Raw genomic sequence first — 24468 nt, forward strand, 5'->3', positions numbered from 1 at the left:
CCTGCCACCCCAAAACCAAGAAAAAGACACTCGACCTCAACAAGGAGTAAACAGAAATGAGTACGTATTCACGACGGAAATTCCTTCAGACAACCGCAGGCAGTGCAGCACTTGCTGCTGGTGGTATGCCGTTTTTGGGGGCACAACAGGCCTTTGCAGCGGACCTGGCCAACCAGGAATTGCGCACTGTCGGCCTGTCCGTGACGGTACAGGAACGCATCCTCAACGATTTCCAGCAAAGTTCGGGCGTTGGGGCCGTGAATGGCAAGGCGGATATCTTCCCCAACACTCAAACCGAAATCCTGTCTGGCACTGACGCATATGACTGCTGGGAAATCATCGGCGAACGTCTGGCCGCGATGGTTGCCACCGACAAGCTGGCGCCTGTGGCGGCAGCCGATCTGAAAAACTGGTCTGGCATCCGCGATACGTTTACCACGGCGTCGGATCGCTGGGATCGCAACCGTCAGATCGTCGGGCAGATCTGGGAAGACGAAAGCCAGACGCGCCTGAACATGGTGCCGACAGTCTATAACTATGACTCGATTGGCTATCGCCCGGACCTTGTCGATGCCGAGGAAGCCTCGACCTGGGCGGCGCTGTTCGATCCCAAATTCAAGGGCAAAACCGGTTTGAACGTCGATCCGCTGATCGCCTTTGGTCAGGCAATTCTGGCGATGAACGCTTTGGGTCTGCTGGAGGTTGAGAATCCCGGAAACCCGGATGCCGCATCAATCGAGGAAGCGTCTAAATTCCTGATCTCGAAGAAGAAAGACGGCCAGTTCCGCGCCCTTTGGGGTGACTTTGGCGAGCTTGTGAACCTTCTGGCCTCGGGCGAAATGGTCATCGCGGATGCCTGGCAACCGGCTGTGATGGCGGTCAAGGCACAGGGCGTTGAATGTTCCTATGCCACAATGAAGGAAGGTTATCGCGGTTGGTCCATCGGTGTATCGCCGCTCAAGACCTCGAACAATCTGGAAGCTGTCACTGCCTATGCCGATTACTGGCTGTCCGGCCCGCCAGCAATCGCGGTGTCCGAGCAGGGGTACTACTCGCCCACCGTGAACGTCAAAGAGGTCATGGACCCGGATAAATACGCCTTCTGGTATGAAGGCCAACCTTGGGTTGGCGCAACGGAACGCGGGATCAAGGAAGGCGATTTGCGTGATGGCGGATCACTGGAAACTCGCGCTGCCAATGTTGCCTACTGGCACCAGTGGCCGGATGAGTACGACTTGCTGATCCGCAAATGGGACGAGTTCCTGTCGGCCTGATCCCGTAGTGGTTCAGCCGGACCCGTTCGGCTGAACCACATCCCTGATCTTCAAAAACTCACATCAAAAGGATGCGACGTCCTTGGCCTACGATCTGCAACTCAAAAATGTCGGAAAAGTCTATGACAACGGCACACCAGCCGTCATCGACTTTGATCTGAACGTTGAAAAAGGTGAGTTCATCGCCTTTCTGGGCCCGTCCGGATGCGGAAAATCGACAACATTGCGCATGATCTCGGGGTTTGAGACGATCACAACCGGCGACTTGTTGATCCGGGGTCAACGGGTCAATGACCAGCCACCCGAAAAGCGCCCGACCTCGATGATCTTCCAGAACTACGCCCTGTTTCCGCATATGAATGTGCGTCAGAATGTGCGGTTCGGATTGGAGGTCAAAGGCCTGCCCAAGGCCGAAGCTGACCAGAAAGTGGACGGCATCCTGGACAAGCTGGGTCTTCTGGACATCTCAGAGATGCCCACAAACCGTTTGTCCGGCGGCCAACGTCAACGTATCGCATTGGCCCGTTCGCTGGTCGTCGAACCGGATATCCTGTTGCTGGATGAACCGCTTGGCGCGTTGGACGCAAACCTGCGCAAAAGCATCCAGAACGAGCTGAAATTGCTACAGCGCGATCTGGGCATCACCTTTGTTTTCGTCACTCATGCCCAGTCAGAGGCGTTGGCGCTGTCGGACCGCATTATCGTGATGAATGCCGGGCGGATCGAACAGATCAGCCCCCCGCATGAGCTTTATACCAGGCCCACCAACGAATTTGTTGCCCGCTTCATCGGATCGAACACCATTATTCCCGGCACGGTCAAAGCGACCCAGAAAAACACCGTCACTCTGGACACTCCGTTCGGCGCGATCTCGGGGACAAACCGGATCAATGCCGCCCATTCTCAGGGCGAAATGATGAGCATCGTGCTGCCCGCCGAAGCTGTGGAACTGATCCCCGGAGAGACTGACCTGGGTCAGCTGCGGGAAACATTCGGGCCGAACACCATTCCCTGCACGATAGAACGGCTGCAAGTGATCGGTCACATCATGCAAATGCTGGTGAGGCTCGAAAATGGCGAGACGATCAATATCGAAGGACACGTCGATAAATACCGGGGTCGATTGACCGTTGGTGCCTCTGCTTATGTTGCCTGGCAGTCCGCCGGGGCAACGATAATTGCGCAGTAAGGGCGGGTTGAGATGTCCTTGCAAACCGTCACCCAACTCGCCACTGATCTCAAGGCCGGACGCACCGATCCAGTTGAATTGGTCGAGGCCGTATTCGAACGGATTGAGCGGCACAATGACCCTGCGCTGTTTATTGATGTTCTTAAAAAACGCGCTCAGGCTGAGGCCCGCGCCGCTCACCTGCGGTGGCGCACAGGCACACCTGCAAGCCCGATCGACGGTGTGCCAATCGCATGGAAAGATCTGTTCGATTTGAAAGACCGCGTGACCACGGCCGGTTCGATTGTCCTGAAATCTGACCCGCCCGCCGGGGCTGACGCACCCATCGTGGCCCGCGCGGCGCAGGCCGGGATGACGTCGGTCGGCACCGTCAACATGACAGAGTTTGCCTATTCCGGAATTGGCCTGAATCCACATTACGGAACACCCCGCAACATCCATGCTGCCCCGGATGCACCGCGCAGTCCGGGCGGGTCGTCCTCGGGTTCCGGGGCCGTTGTTGCAGCCGGCATCGTGCCGGCGTCCATGGGGTCCGACACGGGCGGTTCGGTTCGTATCCCGGCCTCGTTCAATGGTGTGGTCGGGTATAAGACATCCATGGGGCGCTACCCGATGCAGGGTGTGTTTCCCCTGGCGCAGTCGCTCGACACAATCGGGCCACTGGCGCACACCGTTGCCGATTGCGTTCTGGTCGATGCAGTGCTGCGCGGGCGACAGCACCCCGATATTGAACCAGAGGATATCAGCGGTCTTTCCTTCGTGATCCCCGATCAGGTGATGTTCGATGACGCCGATGCCGACGTGGTGGCCAATTTCTATGCCACCGCCGCACGGTTAGAGGGTGCAGGCGCGCGCATATCCCGCATTTCCTTGCCTCAGCTTCAGGAAATCCTTGATCTGATGGCGAAACACGGGTTCCTTGCCGGGGCTGAAGCCTTGGCTATTCACCGTGACCGCGTGGATGGCCCGCAAGCCGAACACATGGATGCGCGGGTGGTGCGCCGCGTGTTACAGGCCAGCGCCATGACTGCGGTTGATCTGGTGATCCTGCAGCAAGCCCGAACGCGGTTGATGGCAGAAACCACTGCGCTGATCGGTGACAACGTGCTGTTGTGCCCGACCACAGCCACAACCGCGATGGAGATCGCCCCGCTCGAGGCCGATCAGGATGAGTTCTTCCGACATAACGGCCTGACCCTTCGCAACACATCATTGGGAAATTTTCTGGATTGGGCGGGCGTATCGATCCCCAACGGGACAGATCGAAATGGCCTGCCAACCGGGTTCCTGTTGTCCACACCGCATGGGCGAGACGAGGCCGTGTTGGCAGCGGCATTGGCGACCGAAGACATCATACGCGGCTGACATCCAATTCACTCAGCGACTTTGAATGCACAGAGGAGAAATATCATGACAAAGAAAATTCTATGCGCCTTTGGGACGGATATCGACTCCGTCGCGGGCCAGATTGGCTCTTACGGCGGTGGAGACTCTCCGAACGATATTCAACGAGGTATTTTTGCGACCGAGGTCGGCATCCCCCGCCTGTTGCGATTGTTCAAGAAATACGACATGCGCACGTCTTTCTTCATTCCTGGCCATTCGCTGGAGACCTTTCCCAAGGAAATGGACATGATCGTTGAAGCGGGCCACGAGATCGGCGCGCATGGCTATATGCACGAAAACCCTGTGGCGATGACACCGACGCAGGAAGAGGATGTTCTGGTCAAATCCATCGAACTGATCAAAGGTCTGACCGGCGAAGCGCCCAAGGGTTATGTCGCGCCCTGGTGGGAAATGTCCAATGTCACGGCCGCTTTGCTTGGCAAATACGGGTTCTCATACGACCACAGCCAAAGTTACCGTGACTTCCAGCCGTTCTATGCCCGTGTTGGCGACGAATGGAATGTCATCGACTACTCCAAGACGGCGGGCGAATGGATGCATCCCCTCAAACACGGGAAAGAGATCGACCTCGTCGATATTGGTGCCAATTGGTACGTGGATGATCTGCCGCCGATGATGTTCATCAAGAACGCGCCCAACAGCCATGGCTTTGTAAGTCCGCGCGATATTGAAGAACTTTGGAAAGATCAGTTCGACTGGGTCTATCGCGAAATGGAATACGGGGTGTTCCCGATCACCATTCACCCCGATGTTGCAGGGCGCCCGCAGGTACTGCTGATGCTGGAACGACTGATCGAATACATCAACGGTCACTCGGGCGTCGAATGGGTGGATTTCAACACTATCGCCGACGATTTCCGCGCGCGCTTCCCGTTCGATGGCGACGCCCGCCCCGAGGTCATCTGATCCGACCATCGGCCAGAGGGACCACCCCTCTGGCCCATTCCCAAGGAGAACGCGCGATGTGCAGTGCCTGTGGCTTCCCCACCAAACCGGGACATTGGACAGATGCCGGGGCAGATGCCGCCGGTGACAAATTGCAACTGAAATTTCGCCGCGCCAAAATCCTGAACAAAATCCTCAGCGGGTATGGCCTTGCGGTCCATGATGACGGCCTAACGCCCGGGCTCCAACTGCGATCCTTCACTGGGCGCACCGTGATTGTCCCCGATCTGGAGGCGGTGTGGTCAGAAGCAGAGGCGCAGACCGGGACGGCGCTTGATCCGCTGGATGCGCGATTCTTACGTGCCGCTGCTTAAATGGCAGGTCGAGAAACACGCACAGACAATCGGCTGCGACTAACCATATTGGGGGGTTATCTGGGATCGGGCAAAACAACCTGGCTGCGTCATCAGTTGTTTCATAGACGCTATGGTCGGGCCCATATTCTGGTCAATGAGGCCGCAGAGACACCTGTAGACGACACCTTGTTGCAGCAACACGCTGACGGATTGACCCTTCTGGCGGGGGGGTGTGCATGCTGCGTTGGGCGCGATGAACTACTTAGGTCGCTGCGACGCCTGTGCGATCACCGAAGTCAGCAGGCATCGCACACACCGCGTCTTGAAAGGATCATATTAGAGACCAGCGGCCTGGCCGATCCCGGTTCAATCGCTGAGGCCATTCAGGCGGACCCGATGCTGGTGCATCATATTTTGCTGGATGACATTATTGTACTGGCCGATGCGGCCAACATTATCCATCAACTTGGAACCGAGCAACTGGGACGCGCCCAGATTGAGGCCGCCGACAGGATCATACTGACCAAAGCCGATCTGCAATCCCACTCCATGCTCAGTACCGTCTACGCCACACTGTCACAACTCAATCCTGGTGCCTCTGTATCGGCGGCGATCAAAGGTGAGGAAATTGATCCTGCGTTTGACCCCAATGCCCCTCCGGTCCCTCTTCCGGCGTTGGGAGAATTGTCTGGTTTACCGGCCATTGAACCCACGCGCCTGAAAATTGACAACTCTGTCGACTGGGCCGCGTTCTCCGTCTGGCTGTCTGCTCTGCTACATGCCCGCGGGCACGATATCGTTCGGGTCAAAGGCGTGTTCGACACGCCCGCAGGGCTCTTGCTGCTGCAGGGCGTGCGCAATTCAGTACAGGCGCCAGAAATATTGCCCCCATCCTCGACCCAGCGCGCCAATGAAATTGTATTCATTGGCCGGAATTTCGCGAAGGAAGACCTTGGAAAGTCGCTCAGGTATTTTTCACTGAGCGACGGCTAAGGGCGCTCAGGACATTCTGGCTAACCCAGATGGGCGCGAACATCCCGTAGCATATTTTTCCGTGCGTGACGTGCCTCCAATGCCTGATCCATGTCGACCTGCCTGAACTTCACAGGTGTATGCGGTTGCAACTGCCCGATCAGGTCCATGTCCGCTGAGATGATCGCGCCCAGCGTAAAATACCCGCCGCCAGACACGGCATCGCGATGCAGCACAATCGGTTCCAGCCCGCCGGGCACCTGGATCGAGCCGTAGGAGTAGCACCCGTCAACAATATTGGATGGATCGGCACCCGCGCCAAAAGGCTGTGTGCGGTCGACAAATTCCAATGGCTTGCCACCTTTGAAACGATAACCCATGCGATCCGCCTCAGGCGCGACGGACCAGTCATCCGCAAAGAAACCTGCCTGCGCCTCTTTGGTCAGGCGGTGCCAGTACAGGCCCGGCAAAACGCGCAGCTCGGCAGGGGTGCCGATGCCACGGCGTAAACTTTCAGGCACGCTGAAGCCTGGCTCGATCGCGTCGGCTTCACCAATCGGTACCATATCCCCGGCTTGCACGGCGCGCCCATCGATACCGCCCAACGCACCGATCGGATAGGTGGACCGGCTGCCAAGCGCGGGCGGCGTATCAATGCCGCCGCTGACAGCGATATAGGCGCGCGCGCCGGACTTGAGAAAATCAAACCCAAGTTTCTGGCCCTTTTTGACGGGAAACGCGGTCCATGTCGGTTGCGGTTCGCCATCGACCTTCGGCGGCAACTCGGCGCCGGTGACGGCCACCAGCGCATCACGACCAAACTCGATCTCGGGGCCCATGAAAACAACTTCGAGCCCGGCGGCACCTTCGGGGTTGCCCACCAGCATGTTGGCGCATCGCAGTGCAAACCGATCCATGGCACCGCCAATCGGAATGCCCAAATGGAAAAACCCCGGGCGTCCCAGATCCTGAATAGATGTCGATAAGCCGGGAGAGAGTATCTTAAGCGTCATTGAGAGCCTCCATCAGCTTGGCGTTGGTTCCGGCCATGTCGGCATTGAATGCATCAAGATCGAAATCGACCTCGGCAATGCGTGGCGCATATGTGCCCGCTTCGACTTCGGCCAAGATGCGGTCGTATTCTGCCCGGTCGATCGGTTTCCATTTGACGATGTCACCGGGTTTGAAAAAGACCATGAAGTCGCGCAAATAACTGACCTTCTGCGTGGGATCGAAGATGGTCATCGGCGTGATACCGAACATCTGGTACCCCCCTGCCCCCCTGACCGAATAGATGCACGAAAAGCAGCCGCCATATCCGACGGTCTGCTTGGGCGTATCGGTTCGGGGTCGCAGGTATTTCGGCACCTGCAACTGCTTGTCCCGTTCGACCAGTTGATACAGAAAGGGCAATCCCGCAACAAAGCCAACCATTGAAACAAACCACGGCTGGGCATGGTGGGCTTCGATGAACGCATCGACGCTGTCAAACCCGTTGATCCGCGCGGCATAGTCCAGATCGGTTCCGTTCGGATCCTGATGGCGCTCACGAAACCGCATCACCGTTTCATGTGTCCAAGGGTCCTGATAAAAAACAGGGATTTCGATTATGCGGGTCTTCAGGCGCTTGTCGGCGTCTTCTGCCTTGTGTTCCAGGTTTTTTATCTGCTCCATCATCTGGGCCGGGCTGATCACATCGGGATCGTATTTCACCTGAAACGACGCATTGGCAGGGCAGATTTCGGTCACCCCATCGATCTTCGCGTCCCGCACGGCGTTGCTCATCGACAGGGATTTGAAGAAGGCATCCAGCGACATCTCATCATCCATTTCGACATAGATGTGCTCGTCACCCCCATAGGTATAGCGTGTTTTCACTGTGCGTCTCCTTGTTACGGTGTCGCTGTCAGATTGCCCGCATCCAACCAGGGTTCGAGCCATTGCGTGTGAAACTCGTCGGCCAGCACACTGGCGTCGGCGACCAGCGCTTGATGCAGGGGAACAGTTGTTTTCAATCCTTCGATGGACAGCACATCCAAGGCTGCCGCCAGTTTTGCGATGGCATCGGGACGTGTCTTGCCGTGGACGATGAGCTTGCCCAGCAGCGAGTCATAAAATGGCGGAATCTGATAGCCTTCGTACAGAAAGTGATCGAACCGGATGCCATCACCTGCAGGCAAGTGCATTTGGCCGACCTGACCGGGAAACGGCATGAATTGCAGCGCGGGGTCCTCGGCGTTGATGCGCACTTCGATCGCATGCCCGTTGCGCGCGATCTGATCCTGCGTGACCGACAGCTTTTCCCCGCCCGAGACCCGGATCATCTCCTGCACCAGATCAACACCTGTGATCATTTCTGTCACAGGATGTTCGACCTGAATACGGGTGTTCATTTCGATAAAGAAGTACTCTTTTGTTGCGCTGTCATACAGGTATTCCAGCGTTCCAGCGCCCACATAGTTGACGGCCTTGGCCAAGGCGACCGCGGATGCGCACAGCCTGTCGCGGGTCGCATCATCCAGACACACGGCCCCGGCCTCTTCCCAAACTTTCTGGCGGCGGCGCTGCATCGAGCATTCACGTTCAAAACAATGCACCGCGTCGGTGCCGTCCCCCAGAATCTGAACCTCGATATGTCGCGGTGACCGGATGGCGCGTTCCAGATACAAACCGCCATCGCCAAAGGCCGCCTTTGCCTCGGCCTGCGCCTGCGGTGCCAGCTGCGCCAGTTCATCGGCATTTTGTGCAACGCGAATACCTTTGCCCCCACCACCTGCCGAGGCTTTGATCATCACGGGATAGCCGATCTTGGCTGCGATACCCAAAGCGGCCTCGGGCGACCCGATACGCCCTTTTGAACCTGGCACGACCGGTACACCAGCGGCCTGCGCGGCCTCGCGCGCGGAGACTTTGTCGCCCATGCGATCGATTGTGCTGGCGGATGGGCCGACAAAGTTCAGGCCTGCGTCCTCGATGGCGCGCACAAAATCCGCATTTTCCGCAAGAAAACCATACCCGGGATGCACCGCGTCTGCGTCGCGGTCCTGTGCCGCCCGCAACAAAGCCTGGATATTCAGATAGGATTGCGCCGCTTGCGCGGGTCCGACACAGACCGCTTCATCCGCCATGCGAACCGCCAGCATATCTGCATCGGCTTCGGAATAGGCTTGAATTGTGTGAATACCCAATCCCTGAGCGGCGCGGATAACGCGTACGGCGATCTCACCCCGATTTGCGATGAACAAGCGCTTGATGGTCATGAGATCAACCGTCCAATTGCGCCAGTGTTTGACCGGCCATCACCGCCGCTTCGTTTTCTACGGAATATCCCGCGAACGTCCCGGCGACGTCCGATTTAATCTCGATGAACGTTTTCATGACTTCGACCAGTCCGATCACATCGCCCACAGCCACTGCATCGCCTTTGGTCTTGTAGACAGGCGCATCCGGCGTGGCCTGGGTATAGAACGTTCCGGGCACGGGCGATTTTATCTCTGCCATCAGTATTCTCCTGCATGTCGATTAAAGCGTCGCCGCGATTTCGTCGGCGGTTGCGATCCGAATTCCGTTGTCGGTCAGGCCCTTGCGAATGGCGCGTCCCATCTCCAACGCACCCGGCGTGTCGGAATGAAAGCAGATCGACTCAAAGTCGATCTGAAGCTGGTCGCCTTCTACCGTGGTCACTGTCCCGGTCTTGCATGCCTTGACGCATTTTGCCGCGATCTTTTCCGGGTCGGGCCGCCCTACCTGTCGGGCAAATACGATTGACCCGCTATTGTCATAATCGCGATCCGCAAAGAACTCTTGGATAACCGGGTGTCCAGCGCGCTTTGCGGCGGCGTAAGTCTTGGAAATGCCCATGCAAAACAACAGCGCATCCGGGCTGGTGACCCGCAATGTATCGACCAGAAACTGAGACAGATCTTCGTTCTCTGCCGCCTCCATATAAAGCGCACCATGCAATTTGATGTGCTGCAAAGCCACGCCATACCGGCGGCCAAATTCACGAATAGCACCGACCTGATAGATGACATCGTTGATCAGTTCGGCAGGCTCTGTTCTGATGTACCGGCGGCCAAAGCCCTTCAAATCCGCGTAACCGGGATGCGCGCCCAGCCCGACACCGTGGATCTTGGCCAGCTTGACCACGCGGTCGATGGAATTCGCGTCACCAGCATGAAAACCGGCCGCAATATTGGCGCTACTGATGATTTCCATGATCTTGTCTTCGGGCGCATCACCCAGCACCCAGTGGCCAAAACCCTCACCCATATCGCAATTCAGGTCGACGACCTCTCGCATCCGCCATCTCCTTTGTTGCAGACCGCAGCGCAATCATTGGTGATTTCACAAAAATTGGTATTTCTTTTTTTGGGTCATGCGTTATCAAAATTATTGATAATCTTAAGGGCGGTCGTGCCGTGAATTTCAAACATCTGAAATACTTCGTTGCCACAGCAGAAACCGGGCAAGTCAGCCGCGCGGCCAAGCTGCTGTCGATCTCACAATCCGCCGTCACCAGTGCCATCCGCGAACTGGAGGCCATTCTTGGCGCAACCCTGTTCATCCGCCGCGCACAGGGAATGCAAATGACCGAAGCCGGGCAGCAATTCTTGCAATCGGCCCGCGACATTCTGGAAAGGATTGATGCCGCACGCGTTCTGGACCAACGCGACTCCGACGTATCAGGGGTGATCAGGCTGGCCGCGACCTATACGGTGATCGGGTACTTCCTGCCCTACCATCTGGGCCGTCTGACACAGTTGTACCCGGGTCTTGATATTCAAATTGTCGAACTGAACCGCCAAAGCATCGAACAGCAATTGTTGACCGGTCAGATAGATCTGGCGGTGGCACTGACCTCAAACATCCAGAACGCAGCGATCGAAACAGTAACCCTGCTGAAATCCCCACGGCGGCTTTGGGTCCCGATTGGTCACCCGATGTGTGATGAAAACCAAGTGACCCTTCAGGACATTGCGCGTGAGCCGTATATCATGCTGACCGTCGATGAGGCCGCGCATACCAGCATGAAGTACTGGAACACCCACAATTGCACGCCCAACGTTAAACTACGGACCTCTTCGGTTGAGGCCGTCCGCTCGATGGTGGCAAACGGACATGGGGTGACGATCCTGTCCGATATGGTCTACCGTCCCTGGTCTTTGGAGGGGCGGCGTATTGAAACCGTGCAAACCAGCGTTGAGATCCCAACCATGGATGTCGGTTTGGCCTTTCAACGACAGGCTTCGATTTCCGAAGCAGCGCGGGTTTTGCGCGATTACTTCACCACCTCTTTCCTGTCGCCCACGCCTGCCTTCTGATCAAGCCAACATGGCTAACATGCCTTGCAGTCCGTTGGGTTTCTTGTAACGAATGGCGGCAATGATTGTTGGCCTCGGGCTCGTCGCGCCCTTTTTCGTCTATATTCTCGCAGGTATTGCCGCGCAAAAACTGCTCAGGCATTCGGCCGAAGGGCAGAAATGGCTGGACGCCTTTGTGTTCTACATCGCGCTTCCGGCCCTGTTGTTTCAATCGGTCCGGGAACTGCCCCCGGGGGTATCCAGCCTTATGGGGTTTCTGGCGCTGACAACGGCGGCGACCGGCCTGATGTTTTTGTTTGGGTGGTGTGTGGGCCGCAGCAGCACATCCACTCAATCTGCTGCGGTTTACGGTCTTTCGGCCAGCTATTCGAATATCGGCTATATGGGCCCAACCTTGACCGTCGCTGTCCTGGGCCCTGCCGCAGGTGCCCCGGCCGCCTTCATATTTTGCGCCGATGTCTTGCTGATCTTTACCATTTGGCCTGCGATGATCAGCGCCGATGGCCCAACGGTAAAAGGCTTGGGCAAGTCACTGATAAAGGTCATTCAACACCCGTTTATTCTGGCAACCCTTGCAGCGCTTGCGTTTGCCGCCAGCGGTCTGACGTTGCCGGGCTTTATCGATACACCTTTGGACGGGTTTCGGAATGCCGCTGCGCCAACAGCGCTTTTTTCTCTGGGCCTCACCCTGGCGCGCCGCAAAGCCAATCGCCTTGAATTACCCATGGGGGTGTGTTTGGCAGGCAAACTTGTGGTGCACCCCTTGCTTGTGGCCGGTTTCTTTCTGATTTTCCCCAATTTCGACCCGATCTGGATCGCCACCGCCATAATCATGGGTGCCCTGCCCCCAGCAGCCAACATCTACGTCATGGCCCGGGCAGAAGATATCAGCGTCCAACTTGCCGCACGGGCCGTCTTGTTCGGAACCGCGTTTTCCGCGCTTACTTTACCGATCGTGATTGCGATCATCGGATAGCCGATCACAATTCTTTGAGCCACTGGGGAACTCCTCGGCTTTTTTGGTCTCGATCCTCGTGTTCAACAATCCATTGACAAACCTGCCTATCGGGACTGGCGGCTACCGCGTGATCTCGACGCCATTTCGCAAACAAATTCCGAATGGTACCGGCTTTGCAAATTGAAAAGCTCATTTTACTTATCCCCAAAATAATTTCACTATCCGCCCAATGTTGAAGCGGAGATCATCCATGCGCACGCAAGTCGCCATCATTGGTGGAGGGCCATCGGGTTTGCTGCTGAGCCAGCTGTTGCACCGCAAGGGGATCGACACGGTGGTTTTGGAGCGCAAAACCCGTGACTATGTTCTGGGCCGTATCCGGGCGGGTGTTCTGGAAACCGGCATGGTCGTGCTGATGCGCGAAGCTGGTGTATCTGCGCGGCTGGATGCCGAAAGCTTTGTGCATGATGGTGTGATCATCTCTTACGCTGATGAGAAATTTGACATCAATTTCAAAGAACTCACAGGGACCAGCGTTGTCGTTTACGGCCAGACCGAGGTTACGCGCGATCTTTACGATGCGCGCGAGGCCATGGGCGGCAAGATTGTGTTCAACACAGAGAATGTACAGATCCACGCTGCGGAATCTGACGCGCCATACGTGACCTATCGGGTTGCGGGCACCGAGCATCGTATTGACTGTGACTATGTGGCAGGGTGCGACGGATTTCACGGCGTCAGCCGGAAAACCATTCCATCCACGGTGCGGCGCGAATATGAAAAGATCTACCCGTTTGGCTGGCTGGGCATCCTGTCCGAAACCCCGCCGGTGAATGATGAGCTTATTTATGTCAACTCGGACCGGGGATTTGCTCTGTGCTCGATGCGCAACGCAAACCTTAGCCGGTATTACATCCAGTGTTCGATGTCCGACAGCCCTGAGGATTGGACGGATGAGGCCTTTTGGGACGAGTTGAAGCACCGCCTTCCCAGCGCCGAGGCAGAGAAATTGATCACCGGCCCTTCCATCGAAAAGTCCAATGCGCCGCTCCGCTCATTTGTGACAGAGCCGATGCGATGGGGACGTCTGTTTCTATGCGGCGACGCGGCCCATATCGTTCCACCCACCGGTGCCAAGGGGCTGAACACGGCGGCAAGCGATATCCATTACCTCTATCACGGATTGATACAGATGTTTGAGACCGGCGACAGCGAAGGCATTGACCGATATAGTGAAAAGGCGCTGGCCCGCGTTTGGAAGGCAGAACGCTTTAGCTGGTGGATGACCAACTTGCTGCACCGTTTTCCGGATCAGAATGCATTTGATCTGAAGATGCAACGGGCAGAGATCGAGTTTCTGCGATCGAACCGGCAGGCACAGGCGGTTCTGGCACAAAATTATGTGGGGTTGCCCTATTGATGAACATCGTCCGGCCAGATCACTTCGCGCTGCTGCCGCAAACCCTCCGTTCTTGTGCTGGTTTTCTGACCGCATTTTTGAAGGATCTGAATTATGTCTGAACGATATGATCAAGGGATGAAAATGCGCCGCAAGGTCTTGGGGGATGAACATGTCGACCGCGCCGAAGCGAGCAAGACGGATTTTGACGCGCCGTTTCAAACCCTGATAACCGAAGGGGCCTGGGGGTCTGTCTGGGCCGGTGACGGTATCAGCCTGCGCGAACGCTCGATGCTGACCCTGGCCTTGCTGGCCGCGACGGGTAATTTCGAAGAGATCCCGATGCATATCCGTGCCACAGCCCGGACAGGGGCCAGCAAACAGGATGTGCTTGAGGCGTTTCAGCATGTGGCCATCTATGCCGGTGTCCCACGGGCCAATCATGCGTTGAAGCTTGCCAAACAGACCTATGCCGAAATGGAAGACCAAGACTGACAGCCGGGAGCAACCAAGCGTTGCCAACGTCTGAGAGGAGCCAATGATGCCAAAGCCAGGTAAATTTTATCAGCGCGACCGCGAATGGCACCCGCCTGCATTGACGCGGGACTACAAGACGTCGGTTACGCGCGCGCCGCAATATTCCCCGATCAGTCTGGAGAACTCGGCATCAGAACTCACCGGGCCTGTGTTCGGGCAAAACGATATCGACCCAATTGATAACGACCTGATCCGGAATTACGCCCAGCCCGGCGAGATGCCGATTGGGGAACGCATCATCGTGCACGGCAAGGTTCTGGATGAAAATGCTCGACCGGTTCCAAATACGCTGGTCGAGGTTTGGCAGGCCAATGCGGGCGGGCGGTATCGGCACAAGAAAGACACCTATATTGCGCCGATTGATCCCAACTTTGGCGGGTGTGGCCGCACAATGACCGATGATGACGGGTATTATTACTTTCGAACCGTCAAACCGGGTGCCTATCCCTGGCGCAACTGGATCAACAGCTGGCGGCCCGGGCATATCCATATCTCGGTTTTTGGCACTGGCTTTGCGCAGCGCCTGATCACCCAGTTGTATTTTGAGGGCGATCCGCTGATCGCTAAATGTCCGATTGTGAACACGATCCCCGATCCCCGGGCTATTGAACAGCTGACTGCGCGGCTCGACCTCAACGCCTCCATTCCGCTGGATACGATTGCCTATAAGTTCGACATTGTCCTTCGGGGGCGTCGTTCAACCTTGTTCGAAAACCGGCTGGAGGGGAACTGATGCCGCAAGAACTGGACTATCTCAAAGAGACCCCTTCGCAAACAGCAGGTCCTTACGTCCATATCGGGCTGGCCCCGGGTGCTGCGGGGTTCGATATCTACCGTCAGGAGCTGGGCCATGACATCGCCGGTCCCAACGCAGCCGGGGACCGCATCCGCGTCGAGGGGATCGTGATTGATGGCACCGGCAGCCCGGTCAAGGATGTCTTGTTGGAAGTGTGGCAAGCGAATGCCGCAGGGATTTATGCGCATCCTGAACATCCGGGCGAGGTCGAAGACGGCTTTCGCGGCTGGGGCCGTGTCATCACGGATTTTGAAACCGGGGAATGGGCCTTTGAAACGATAAAGCCGGGCCCTGTCATGGGGCGTGATGGCCGGATGATGGCACCGCATATTAATCTTTGGATCGTTGCACGGGGCATCAATCTGGGCCTCAACACGCGGCTGTATTTCGAAGACGAGGCCGATGCGAATGCCAGGGACCCGGTGATGAACCTGATCGAATGGGAACGCCGCCGGAAAACCCTGATAGCGACACGTTCAGATAGCGGTGGACAACAAGTCTATCGGTTCGACATTCGGCTTCAGGGCGAGGACGAAACTGTCTTTTTCGACATCTGAAGTTGAACGAAACCCGGCTTGTATTGCGAGACTGAGACCATGAGAAAACCTTGCATTATCTGTGTTGCGATCACCGGATCGCTGCCCACCAAGGCCAATAATCCCGCTGTCCCCATCACGGTTTCAGAGCAGATCGAAAGCACGCACGAGGCCTTTGAGGCCGGGGCCACCATCGCCCATTGCCATGTGCGAAATGATGATGAAACACCCTCGTCCGATCCCGGCAGGTTTGCGCGCCTTCTGGACGGGCTGCGATCCCATTGCCCCGGCATGATCGTGCAATTGTCGACCGGCGGGCGGTCCGGCGCGGGCCGCGAACGCGGGGGTATGCTGCCGCTGGCACCGGATATGGCATCGCTGTCCGTAGGCTCGAACAACTTCCCGACCCGCGTGTATGAAAATCCGCCCGATCTGGTGGATTGGCTGGCTTCGGAAATGCGGGTTTATGGCGTGAAACCGGAAATCGAGGTTTTCGATCTGAGCCATATCCATCAGGCCGCCCGTATGAACAGCGACGGGCGGATCGCGGGTAAGCTGTATGTTCAGTTTGTCATGGGCGTGAAAAACGCCATGCCGGTGGATCGGGACGTGTTCGATTATTACGTCAAAACCGTTCAGCGCCTGAGCCCCGATGCCGAATGGTGCGCCGCCGGGATCGGTCCGCATCAGCTTACGTTGAATGAATGGTGCGTCGCGACCGGCGGCCATTGCCGCACCGGGCTTGAGGATAACGTCCGCCTGGACCGCAACACGCTGGCCCCCTCAAACGCGGCGTTGGTCGAGCGGGTTACCGCGCTGTGTGATCAATATGAACGCCCTGTCGCCAACTGGCGGCAGGCACGTGAAATTCTCGGGTTGCCTCTGGCAATCACAGCCTGATCCGGCAATCCGGGCCGCGCTTTGATTAGGTCGTGGGCCAGTCTGCGGATGTGATATAGAACTCAAAACGCCCAAATCGTCCGGGCGAATTAAAGGCAAGAGCATGGTCAGAAATTTCCTTACAGAACCCGTGTTTGGCGATCCGGAACTTGAGGCACTGTTCAGCAGCCCGGCCCTCGCGCGGGCGCATGCAGACGTGGAAGCGGCGCTGGCGCGCGCGCAGGCCGGGTTGGGGATCATCCCGGATGAGGCTGCGACGGCAATTACCCTCGCCGCTGAACGCCTGGAGTTTCCGCCTGGTGCTCTGGCTCAGGGCGTGGCTGACACTGGTATTCCGGTCCCCGCGCTTGTCAAACTGGTGCGTGCGGAGGTCGGGGAACCGCACGCCGATTGGGTCCATTGGGGGGCGACCAGCCAGGATATTATCGACAACGCCATGACGCTATGCTCGCGCGCCGCGCTGCGCGTTTTGAGTGACCGCTTGTCCCAGTTGATCGGTGCGTTGTCGGACCAAAGCGCCAAACACGCTGACACGGTCATGGCGGCCCGCACGCGGGGGCAGTTGGCAACACCAACGACATTTGGATTGCGGATCGCGCAATGGGCGCAGCCCCTGATCGGATCAGAATCCGAGATTGAGGCTGTCAGCAAACATGCGTTTCGGGTGCAGTTTGGCGGTGCTTCGGGCAATCAGAGCGCAATTGCGCCGCACGGGCCGGATATTGCGGATCGTCTGGCGGCTCAGCTTGATCTGCCGCCAAGCCCGCCGTGGCACACGGACAGAACCGGAATTCGCGCTCTTTCAAACTGGTTGGTCGATGTCGCCATAGCGCTTGGCAAAATCGCCACGGACCTCATCTTGCTGTCACGCGGAGAGGTTGCTGAGGCCTTTGGCGGGTTGGGCGGCGGCTCTTCTACGATGCCGCATAAATCCAATCCGGTGACGGCCGAGGCCGTAGTCGCGCTGTCACGGATGGCAGTGATCTATGGCTCGGGGTTGACCGATACCGGCATTCACAGCGAAGAGCGGGATGGCCCGCATTGGACGCTAGAATGGAAACTGTTGCCCGATTTGTTCATCTGCTGCGGGCGCGCGCTGTCGCAAAGCCAAGTGTTGATCCAGACTCTGTCGGTGAACAAAAACACGATGGCTCAGCGCATAGAAAGCGCCCCGGAAATAATGGCCGAAGCGGCGGTATTTGCACTGGCAGAACGTCTAGGGCGGCAGAAGGCTGCGCAAGTTGTGGCGCAAGCTTTATCGCAGCCTGACCCCTTGCCGATGGCACTTGGTGCGGTAGCGCCGGATGTGGATTGGGCGCAGGTGCTTGACCCGAATAAGGTGATCGAGGCATCGCAGCGCGTTGCCGACGGTGTCTTTGCCCGCAGACGGAATTCCGACACAGACCACAAGTCGTAAATGAGCTGAACCCCAGGCCGGGGTTCGCCTTACTTCTTACCTGAAAAGTGCTGCGCGAAAGAGGTTCCTGTTTGGGCACAATCTCTTATGGCCTGTCTCGGCGACCACACAAGCGCGTCCTCTTTTGCCAGCTTTTCCAACGTGGCCAGAATATTCTTGGCCCCGATCTGGTCTGCATAATGCATCAGGCCACCACGCCAACGCGGGAAACCATAGCCAAACACTGTCACCAGATCGATGTCACTTGCAGAGGCGGCGATGCCTTCCTCCAGAATGCCGACGGCTTCGTTGATCATCGCGCACATCAACCGCTCGCGGATTTCAGACGGTGAATATTCACGGCGGGTGATTTTTGCGAAATGCGCCTCTTCAATGGCCAGATCCGCGACGATGGGGTCTTCGACCTTACCCGCGCCGCCGGGATATCGATACCACCCTGCCCCGGTCTTTTTGCCCAGTTTCCCAAGCTCGACCATTCTGTCGGCGATTTTGATATATCGCCGGTTTGGATCGCGCGTGGCGTCCAGACGGCGGCGATTGGCATGGGCGATGTCCAGACCGGATAAATCCTGAGTCTCATACGGCCCCATTGCATAACCGAACTCGACCATCGCCTCATCGATCTCCCATGGGGTCGATCCCTCCAGAAGAACGGTATCCGCAACCTCGCGGTAATGGGCCAGAATTCGATTGCCGATAAAGCCGTCGCAAACGCCCGACAAGACAGGCACTTTCTTCAGATGTTTGGCCAAGGCGAACCCTGTGGCAAGGGCGCGGTCGCTGGTCCTTTCGCCCTGAACGATCTCAAGCAGTTTCATGATATGTGCGGGCGCAAAGAAATGCAGTCCGACAACCCGCGACGGATCATCCAGTGTTGCGGCGATTTCATTGACATCCAGATAGGAAGTATTGGTCGCCAGAACCGCGTTTTTTGGCAAATGCTTTTGCAATGCGGTGAACACGGATTTCTTGACATCCATGCTTTCGAAGGCGGCCTCAACCGCAAGTGTTGCATCGCTGGCGCTGGCGTAATCAAAAGACACGTCAAGCCGCTGGCGACGGTCCGTCGCCCCGCCATCGGAAATCAGGCCGCGTTTAAGACTGGCCGCAATGATCCGCTCAACGTTGTCCTGCGCGCGCGCTGTGGCTTCGGCATCGGTTTCCAGCAATGTAACCCGCAGACCGGCATTCAGAAAGGCGTAGGCGATGCCCGCCCCCATCGTTCCGCCGCCAACGACGGCGACATGATCGAACGCGCCCGGGTCTGCCGTCAGGGAACGAGGGACCCGCGCCCCGCGTTCCGCAAAAAAAATGTGCCGCAGGGCCCGGGCCTGTTCACCCTGCCGAAGTTCTACGAAAGCCGCCCTCTCTTGCGCCATCCCATCCGGTAGATCTGTCGTGGTCGACAGGGTCACAAGATCAATGGCGCGCGCGGGTGCAATTTGATTGGTGGATTTACTGCGTACCAAAGTTCGCGCCTGTTCTACAGCAGTTTCATTTGGTTTGGGCCGTTCGAGGTTGCCGACCCGCGGCGACAGTTCGATCGTACCAAGATCCAGATGGTGTGCCGTCTCAACCGGATCATCTGCCCGACCATCGATCAGGCCCAGTTCCTCGGCGCGTTCGGCACTGACGGGTTTGCCGGTAGAGATCAGATCAAGCGCCGCTTTCAGCCCGATCAAACGTGGCAGCCGTTGTGTGCCACCGGCCCCCGGCACTACGCCCAGCGTTACCTCGGGTAGGCCGATCTGTACCCCCGGTTTTGCAATGCGATAACGGCAGGTCAGCGCCAATTCGCAACCACCCCCCAGGGCGACGCCTGTGATCGCCGCAACCCACGGCACGTCGCAGGCTTCGATCCGGTTCAAAACGTCGGGTAAATGAGGCGCGACGGGGGGTGCATCGAACTCTCTGGCATCCGCTCCGGCAGCAAAAGCGCGGTCCAGCCCGTGCAGGACAATGCGCGACAACCCGTCTTGTGCCTCGGCCCATTCCACCGCATCAATCAGGCCTTTCCGGGTATCCAGACCTATTGCATTCACCGGTGGGTTATTCAGCTTTACAAAGCCCACGGCACCTTCGCGCCAGACATCCACACTCATAGGAATCTCCTTTTGCGGTATAGTGCATACTGTGCGCTATTGTGCAATGCAGTGGGCCGCTTCAGGACTCAAAAAACCTTTGCAACTCCAACGTGGAGATCAGATCGTCCAGAGAATACTCGAGCGAGTGATTAGATGTATCCACCATCACGTCTGCCCGGGCATACAGCGCCTCGCGGCTGGTCAGGATGGATTTCAACTGCTCCATCGCGTCGGCATTGCCTTCCATCGGACGTTCATCCCCCTGCGCCCGCACGCGGTCCATATGTTCCTGTGGTGAGGCTTTGAGCCAAACGGTGTGAAACCGGGACAACAGTTTGTTGTAAGTCTCTGGCTCGGACACGATACCGCCCGCCACCGCCAGGATCACCCGGTCGTAGTTCTCGGTAACGCGGTCCAGCGAGCTGGCCTCAAGCCGGCGATACCCTTCCTGACCATAAAGCGCCAAAATCTCGTCCATCGGCATGCCGCCATACAGCGCAATTTCCTTGTTTAGTTCAAGAAACGGGATATCCAGCTTTTCTGCGGCCAGCTTGCCCAAAGTCGATTTTCCAGCCCCGCGCAGCCCGATCAGACAGACACGTTCGGCCCGCCCGGATTCGTGGGGTGCAGGGCCAAGGGCACGCAACACCAGTTCGCGGGTCTTTTTGTCAGCGCTTGAAAACAGTTCTGCAACACGCAGGCTGGTTGAATTCCAGGGGTCATTCTCGCCCACGAACCATTCGATCTTGTGATCAAGTGAATGGGCGACACGCAGCAATAGACCGATTGAGATGTTACCGGTTCCAGCCTCAAGCTGCGCCAGATACCGCTGAGACACGCCGGAGCTTTCGGACAGAATGCGGCGGGAAATCCCCTTGCGCTCGCGCGCGCTGCGCACCCGCTCACCGACCTGCACCATCAATTCCGATATGGTGCGCTCCATCTCGGATTCCGTGTCGATCTCTGTCGCAACCCCACCGAATGTCGTGATCTCGGCCATTTCCTGTAATCCCAATCATGTATAATAATGCATAATACTTTCTGTATATGAAAAAGGGAAATGCTTATGTGCCTAACTCTGCGGCATGTTCCAAAAATGGTTGAAGGAGACCTTTTATATCATCAGGCGGGGCGCGTTTGTTGAAGACGTCGGCGACAACAAAAACGCTTAAGGTTTGCGCTGAGAAGCATATCCTGCCGTCTTGTTCCCCATCAACGCGAAACCCGATGGAGCTTTGGCCGAGATTGCTGGGCCAGACATGACATATCAGCCTGTGGCGCGGGGTGACCGGGGCCTTGAAATCCATTTCCAGCCGGACAAACGGCGTTCCGATGTTGCGGTCCAGTTCAAGTTGGTACCAGCCCTGACCCAGATGTTCTTCCCACCAGGCGTTGATCGCGTCGAGTACAAAGCCCGGCAAGCGACCGGTATAGGCAATCTTTGCCGGATCGCAGTCGCCCCAGGTCACCCGAATGACATGTTCATAGGCTGACCCCGGCCGGGAAGGCATCTCAGTAGGTTTCAACGTGATATCGCCCCTCTTCACGCATCGTATTGCGCAGCTCATCCCAGTTCTGGCCAATCTCTTCGGCAATGCGGGTAAACGTGGCCTCGACCCCGCCCTCCATATCCCGCAGCCCGCAGATGTATACGTGCGTGTTCTTGTCCCGCAGCATGTCCGCGACCGAGGCTTTCTCGGTCCACATCCGGTCCTGAACGTATTCCTTTGGCTGACCCTCTTGCCTGCTGAACACCAGATGCCGTTCCAGCAGGGTTGTCGGAACCTTCTTCAATGGCCCGAAGTAAGGCAGGCTTTCCGGTGATCTGGCACCAAAGAACATGGTCATTCCGCCATGAACTGTTCCTGCCTTGCGATGGCGACGCATCGTAAATGCACGCATCGGGGCAGACCCAGTTCCGGTACAGATCATCATGATCCGGGCGTCCGGGTCGTCAGGCAGCAGGAAGGTCGCCCCAAACGGGCCGGTCACATGTACGGTGTCGCCTTTTTGAAGATCGCAAACAAAGTTCGAGCACAGGCCTTTGTCCTCGCGCTTGACCGTCAGCGAAACGTTGTTGTAGCCGGGCCGCTCGCCATCGCGCGGGCTTGAGACGGAATAGAGCCGCGGCAAATGCGCGTTTCCATCGGCATCGGTTCCAGGCGGTATGATCCCGATTGACTGCCCTTCCAAAACGGGCATCGGATGGCCCTGAAAATCAAGGATGATGTGGCGCACGTCACTATCGGCGCCCTCATCTGTAAGACGGTAGTTGCCCTGAACCACAGCTTCGATCGGTTTGCTCAGGCTATAGAGGTTGATGGTCGGTTTAGGCGCAGACACAGGAGCCTTTGACTTGCCCCCGGCCCCTTTATGCGCCTCTGCCAGCAGGGCGGCCACGGTTTCATCCAGCGCCTCAAGGCCGGTTTCCGCCTCATCCCCTCCCAGATCCTCCTGTTCCGGCAGTTCCGACCATGAGAATTGCTCCTCCATACTGTAGGCGTCGTTGACCACGCGCCATTCATCAATGGATCCGGTTGGGCAGACCGGAATACAGTCCATGCAGAAGTTACAGAGCTCGGCATTGACGACCACGTTGTTGTCATCGTGGTCGATGGCGTTCTCGGGGCACGTCATCTCGCAGGTGTAACAGCGGATGCAGATTTCAGGATCGATCAAATGCTGCTTCAGGGGCTTGTTCATTTTTCGGTCCTTTCGACTGCTAGGTTCAGGTTTTGCGCAAAATGACAGCCGGGGTCATCAGGGCCTCGATCAGCGCGCGACAAGGGCCATCGCACCCGCGACAGCCGAGGCAAAAATCTTTCATTTCGGCGATGTTCCGGGGCAGCGGTACGTTTTGCGCCCGGTATCCGACAATGCGGTCGACTTGCATATCCTGATCCTCCGTCTGGATTGTCCGGCAGCGCAAGTGGCAGGACCTGCGCTGCCAGTTTCGATCACGCCATGTGAAGTTTTACATATTCGTAATCACCGGGCTTGTTGTCGATGCCGACCTTCGGGGCAGCAATCCAACCGGCAAACTTGCCGGGCTCGTAACAGGGCACCATCAGCGACTGGATATAGGCGCCATCCTCTTTGGTGGGCAGCCAGTTGTCCACATTGGCCGACCACTCGGCCTCGGAGATGATATCGCCCGACGGGTTCGCCTTGATGGCAGCAAAAACGCCGATCTGACGGTGGAAAGCCTCGTGCGGCAGGGCCAGTGCAAAGTCGATGCCCGCCTTTTCCAAAATTTTGTTCCAGCGGCCAACGCCCCCGGCGGCGTCACGGACATAATCATCGCGCAGACGCATATTGATGGCGGTTAGGGCCGGGACTTCCTCGGCAACGATCTTGCCGTCGACAATATTACGCACAATGTAAGTGTCGCTTTGCAATTCGTGGTCGTCATCAATCCGATTTTCCATGTAACGACCCTTGATGCCAGCGTTAAACGCATTGGCGGCGTTGGTCGAAACCTCCTGCCCGAACAGGTCCAGCGACAGGGAATAGTGCAGGTTCAGTTTTTTCTGGATCGTTGGCAGATCAATGACACCCAGATCGCGCACCTTACCAATGTCGTAGGGGTCCGTCAGCCCGGCCTCATTCATGGCCTCACAAGTACGCTGGATCACGCGGCTGACGCCCGTTTCGCCGACAAACATATGGTGGGCTTCTTCCGTCAGCATAAAGCGGCATGTCCGGCTCAGCGGGTCAAATCCGGATTGCGCCAGACTCTCAAGCTGCATCTTGCCGTCGCGGTCCGTGAAATACGTGAACATGAAGAAAGAGAGCCAGTCCGGCGTATCTTCGTTGAATGCACCCAGCATCCGCGGCGCTTCTTCTGATCCGGACGAGCGGATCAGCAAATCATCCGCTTCCTCCCGGCCATCTTTGCCGAAGTACTTTTGCAGAAGATAAACCATCGCCCAAAGGTGACGGCCTTCTTCGACATTCACCTGAAACAGGTTTCTCATGTCGTAAAGCGAGGGCGCGGTCAGACCAAGGAACCGTTGCTGCTCGACCGAGCCGGGCTCTGTATCGCCCTGAATGACGATCAGACGCTTGAGCATGTTACGGTATTCGCCGGGCACTTCCTGCCAGGCTTTCTTGCCTTTGTGCTCTCCCATCGGGATGACACGGTCTTCGACCTGTGGGGCCAGCAGGACACCCCAACGGTATTCGGGCATCTTTACATAGTCGAACTTGGCCCAGCCCTTGGGGTCAACGCTGACCGCTGTGCGCAGGTACACCATGGATTCCTGAAAGTTCTGCGGGATCAGCCTGTTCCACCAGTCGATGTAACCGGGGTGCCATTTTTCCAGCGCCTTCAAGACCTTGCGGTCCTGGCTCAGACCTACATTGTTGGGGATCTGCGTGTCGTAACTAACGTTGATAACGTCGAGCATGTCTTTCTCCTGCTGAAGGGTCGCC

At 57.3% G+C, this 24468-nt stretch carries 25 protein-coding genes and 1 pseudogene; 15 read left to right on the forward strand and 11 right to left on the reverse strand.

Annotated elements, in window-relative coordinates; genetic code table 11:
- Positions 1-56: 56 nt before the first annotated feature.
- The 6 genes from JT51_RS11555 to JT51_RS11580 all read left to right on the forward strand — a co-directional run bounded on the left by JT51_RS11555 (position 57) and on the right by JT51_RS11580 (position 6104).
- Positions 57-1274: an ABC transporter substrate-binding protein gene (locus tag JT51_RS11555; protein WP_037312597.1), complete on the forward strand. Its 1218-nt coding sequence runs from the start codon at positions 57-59 to the stop codon at positions 1272-1274.
- 82 nt (positions 1275-1356) lie between these two features.
- On the forward strand, positions 1357-2463 hold the full coding sequence (locus JT51_RS11560; protein WP_037312600.1) for an ABC transporter ATP-binding protein: 1107 nt from the start codon (positions 1357-1359) through the stop codon (positions 2461-2463).
- Positions 2464-2475: 12 nt separating this feature from the next.
- Entirely contained in the window at positions 2476-3828 is a 1353-nt protein-coding gene (locus JT51_RS11565) for an amidase (RefSeq protein ID WP_037312603.1), read from the forward strand.
- Between the two features lie 45 nt (positions 3829-3873).
- Positions 3874-4776 carry a polysaccharide deacetylase family protein gene (locus JT51_RS11570; protein WP_037312605.1) on the forward strand — a complete coding sequence of 301 codons (903 nt, stop codon included), beginning with the start codon at positions 3874-3876 and terminating at the stop codon, positions 4774-4776.
- A 56-nt stretch (positions 4777-4832) separates the two neighbouring features.
- Positions 4833-5129, forward strand: a complete 297-nt coding sequence (locus JT51_RS11575) for a hypothetical protein (protein WP_037312608.1) — start codon at positions 4833-4835, stop codon at positions 5127-5129.
- A complete protein-coding gene (locus JT51_RS11580; RefSeq protein ID WP_037312610.1) occupies positions 5130-6104 on the forward strand; it encodes a CobW family GTP-binding protein in 975 nt (324 codons plus the stop codon). It abuts the gene before it with no gap.
- A 20-nt stretch (positions 6105-6124) separates the two neighbouring features.
- Here JT51_RS11580 and JT51_RS11585 read toward each other — a convergent pair whose 3' ends face one another.
- From JT51_RS11585 to JT51_RS11605, 5 genes are read right to left on the reverse strand one after another with little or no spacing between them, the layout of a single operon-like run.
- Positions 6125-7096, reverse strand: coding sequence for a biotin-dependent carboxyltransferase family protein (locus JT51_RS11585; RefSeq protein ID WP_037312613.1), 972 nt, complete (start codon positions 7094-7096; stop codon positions 6125-6127).
- On the reverse strand, positions 7086-7961 hold the full coding sequence (locus JT51_RS11590; protein ID WP_037312616.1) for a 5-oxoprolinase subunit B family protein: 876 nt from the start codon (positions 7959-7961) through the stop codon (positions 7086-7088). The genes JT51_RS11585 and JT51_RS11590 overlap by 11 nt, the downstream gene beginning before the upstream one ends.
- A 14-nt stretch (positions 7962-7975) precedes the next feature.
- A complete protein-coding gene (locus JT51_RS11595) occupies positions 7976-9343 on the reverse strand; it encodes an acetyl-CoA carboxylase biotin carboxylase subunit (protein WP_037312619.1) in 1368 nt (455 codons plus the stop codon).
- A 4-nt stretch (positions 9344-9347) separates the two neighbouring features.
- Entirely contained in the window at positions 9348-9584 is a 237-nt protein-coding gene (locus JT51_RS11600) for an acetyl-CoA carboxylase (RefSeq protein WP_037312621.1), read from the reverse strand.
- 21 nt (positions 9585-9605) lie between these two features.
- Positions 9606-10385 carry a 5-oxoprolinase subunit PxpA gene (locus JT51_RS11605; RefSeq protein ID WP_037312624.1) on the reverse strand — a complete coding sequence of 260 codons (780 nt, stop codon included), beginning with the start codon at positions 10383-10385 and terminating at the stop codon, positions 9606-9608.
- 119 nt (positions 10386-10504) lie between these two features.
- On the opposite strand from JT51_RS11605, the pseudogene JT51_RS22430 reads away from it, so the two are divergent.
- The 9 genes and pseudogenes from JT51_RS22430 to JT51_RS11645 form a co-directional block, all read left to right on the forward strand.
- Positions 10505-10630 (forward strand): annotated as a pseudogene (locus JT51_RS22430) (LysR family transcriptional regulator); the annotation flags it as partial.
- A 42-nt stretch (positions 10631-10672) separates the two neighbouring features.
- The gene (locus JT51_RS11610; RefSeq protein WP_419177309.1) at positions 10673-11407 is read left to right on the forward strand and encodes a LysR substrate-binding domain-containing protein; all 735 of its coding nucleotides are present in this window, start codon (positions 10673-10675) and stop codon (positions 11405-11407) included.
- 61 nt (positions 11408-11468) lie between these two features.
- Positions 11469-12383, forward strand: a complete 915-nt coding sequence (locus tag JT51_RS11615) for an AEC family transporter (RefSeq protein ID WP_037314096.1) — start codon at positions 11469-11471, stop codon at positions 12381-12383.
- Between the two features lie 232 nt (positions 12384-12615).
- Positions 12616-13785 carry a 4-hydroxybenzoate 3-monooxygenase gene (gene pobA / locus JT51_RS11620; RefSeq protein ID WP_037312630.1) on the forward strand — a complete coding sequence of 390 codons (1170 nt, stop codon included), beginning with the start codon at positions 12616-12618 and terminating at the stop codon, positions 13783-13785.
- Between the two features lie 93 nt (positions 13786-13878).
- Positions 13879-14259: a 4-carboxymuconolactone decarboxylase gene (gene pcaC, locus JT51_RS11625; protein WP_037312633.1), complete on the forward strand. Its 381-nt coding sequence runs from the start codon at positions 13879-13881 to the stop codon at positions 14257-14259.
- Between the two features lie 46 nt (positions 14260-14305).
- Positions 14306-15034, forward strand: coding sequence for a protocatechuate 3,4-dioxygenase subunit beta (gene pcaH, locus JT51_RS11630; protein ID WP_037314098.1), 729 nt, complete (start codon positions 14306-14308; stop codon positions 15032-15034).
- Positions 15034-15654, forward strand: coding sequence for a protocatechuate 3,4-dioxygenase subunit alpha (gene pcaG, locus JT51_RS11635; protein WP_037312636.1), 621 nt, complete (start codon positions 15034-15036; stop codon positions 15652-15654). The genes pcaH and pcaG overlap by 1 nt, the downstream gene beginning before the upstream one ends.
- A 39-nt stretch (positions 15655-15693) precedes the next feature.
- On the forward strand, positions 15694-16533 hold the full coding sequence (locus tag JT51_RS11640; protein ID WP_037312639.1) for a 3-keto-5-aminohexanoate cleavage protein: 840 nt from the start codon (positions 15694-15696) through the stop codon (positions 16531-16533).
- Positions 16534-16636: 103 nt separating this feature from the next.
- Positions 16637-17950 (forward strand): lyase family protein, encoded by a 1314-nt coding sequence (locus JT51_RS11645; RefSeq protein ID WP_037312642.1) that lies wholly within the window; start codon positions 16637-16639, stop codon positions 17948-17950.
- A gap of 29 nt (positions 17951-17979) precedes the next feature.
- Here the strand turns inward: JT51_RS11645 and JT51_RS11650 are convergent, their stop codons facing one another.
- The 6 genes from JT51_RS11650 to boxB form a co-directional block, all read right to left on the reverse strand.
- Positions 17980-20052, reverse strand: a complete 2073-nt coding sequence (locus JT51_RS11650) for a 3-hydroxyacyl-CoA dehydrogenase NAD-binding domain-containing protein (RefSeq protein WP_037312645.1) — start codon at positions 20050-20052, stop codon at positions 17980-17982.
- Between the two features lie 61 nt (positions 20053-20113).
- Positions 20114-21034, reverse strand: coding sequence for a helix-turn-helix transcriptional regulator (locus JT51_RS11655; RefSeq protein WP_051927516.1), 921 nt, complete (start codon positions 21032-21034; stop codon positions 20114-20116).
- A 64-nt stretch (positions 21035-21098) separates the two neighbouring features.
- Positions 21099-21545: an acyl-CoA thioesterase gene (locus JT51_RS11660; protein WP_037312648.1), complete on the reverse strand. Its 447-nt coding sequence runs from the start codon at positions 21543-21545 to the stop codon at positions 21099-21101.
- A gap of 1 nt (position 21546) precedes the next feature.
- Positions 21547-22737: a benzoyl-CoA 2,3-epoxidase subunit BoxA gene (boxA, locus tag JT51_RS11665; RefSeq protein WP_037312651.1), complete on the reverse strand. Its 1191-nt coding sequence runs from the start codon at positions 22735-22737 to the stop codon at positions 21547-21549.
- Between the two features lie 25 nt (positions 22738-22762).
- The gene (locus JT51_RS21985) at positions 22763-22927 is read right to left on the reverse strand and encodes a hypothetical protein (RefSeq protein ID WP_160175182.1); all 165 of its coding nucleotides are present in this window, start codon (positions 22925-22927) and stop codon (positions 22763-22765) included.
- A 64-nt stretch (positions 22928-22991) separates the two neighbouring features.
- The gene (gene boxB, locus JT51_RS11670) at positions 22992-24443 is read right to left on the reverse strand and encodes a benzoyl-CoA 2,3-epoxidase subunit BoxB (protein ID WP_037312654.1); all 1452 of its coding nucleotides are present in this window, start codon (positions 24441-24443) and stop codon (positions 22992-22994) included.
- Between the last annotated feature and the right edge of the window lie 25 nt (positions 24444-24468).

This window comes from Ruegeria halocynthiae, from assembly GCF_000743705.1.
Classification (GTDB): Bacteria; Pseudomonadota; Alphaproteobacteria; order Rhodobacterales; family Rhodobacteraceae; genus Ruegeria; species Ruegeria halocynthiae_B.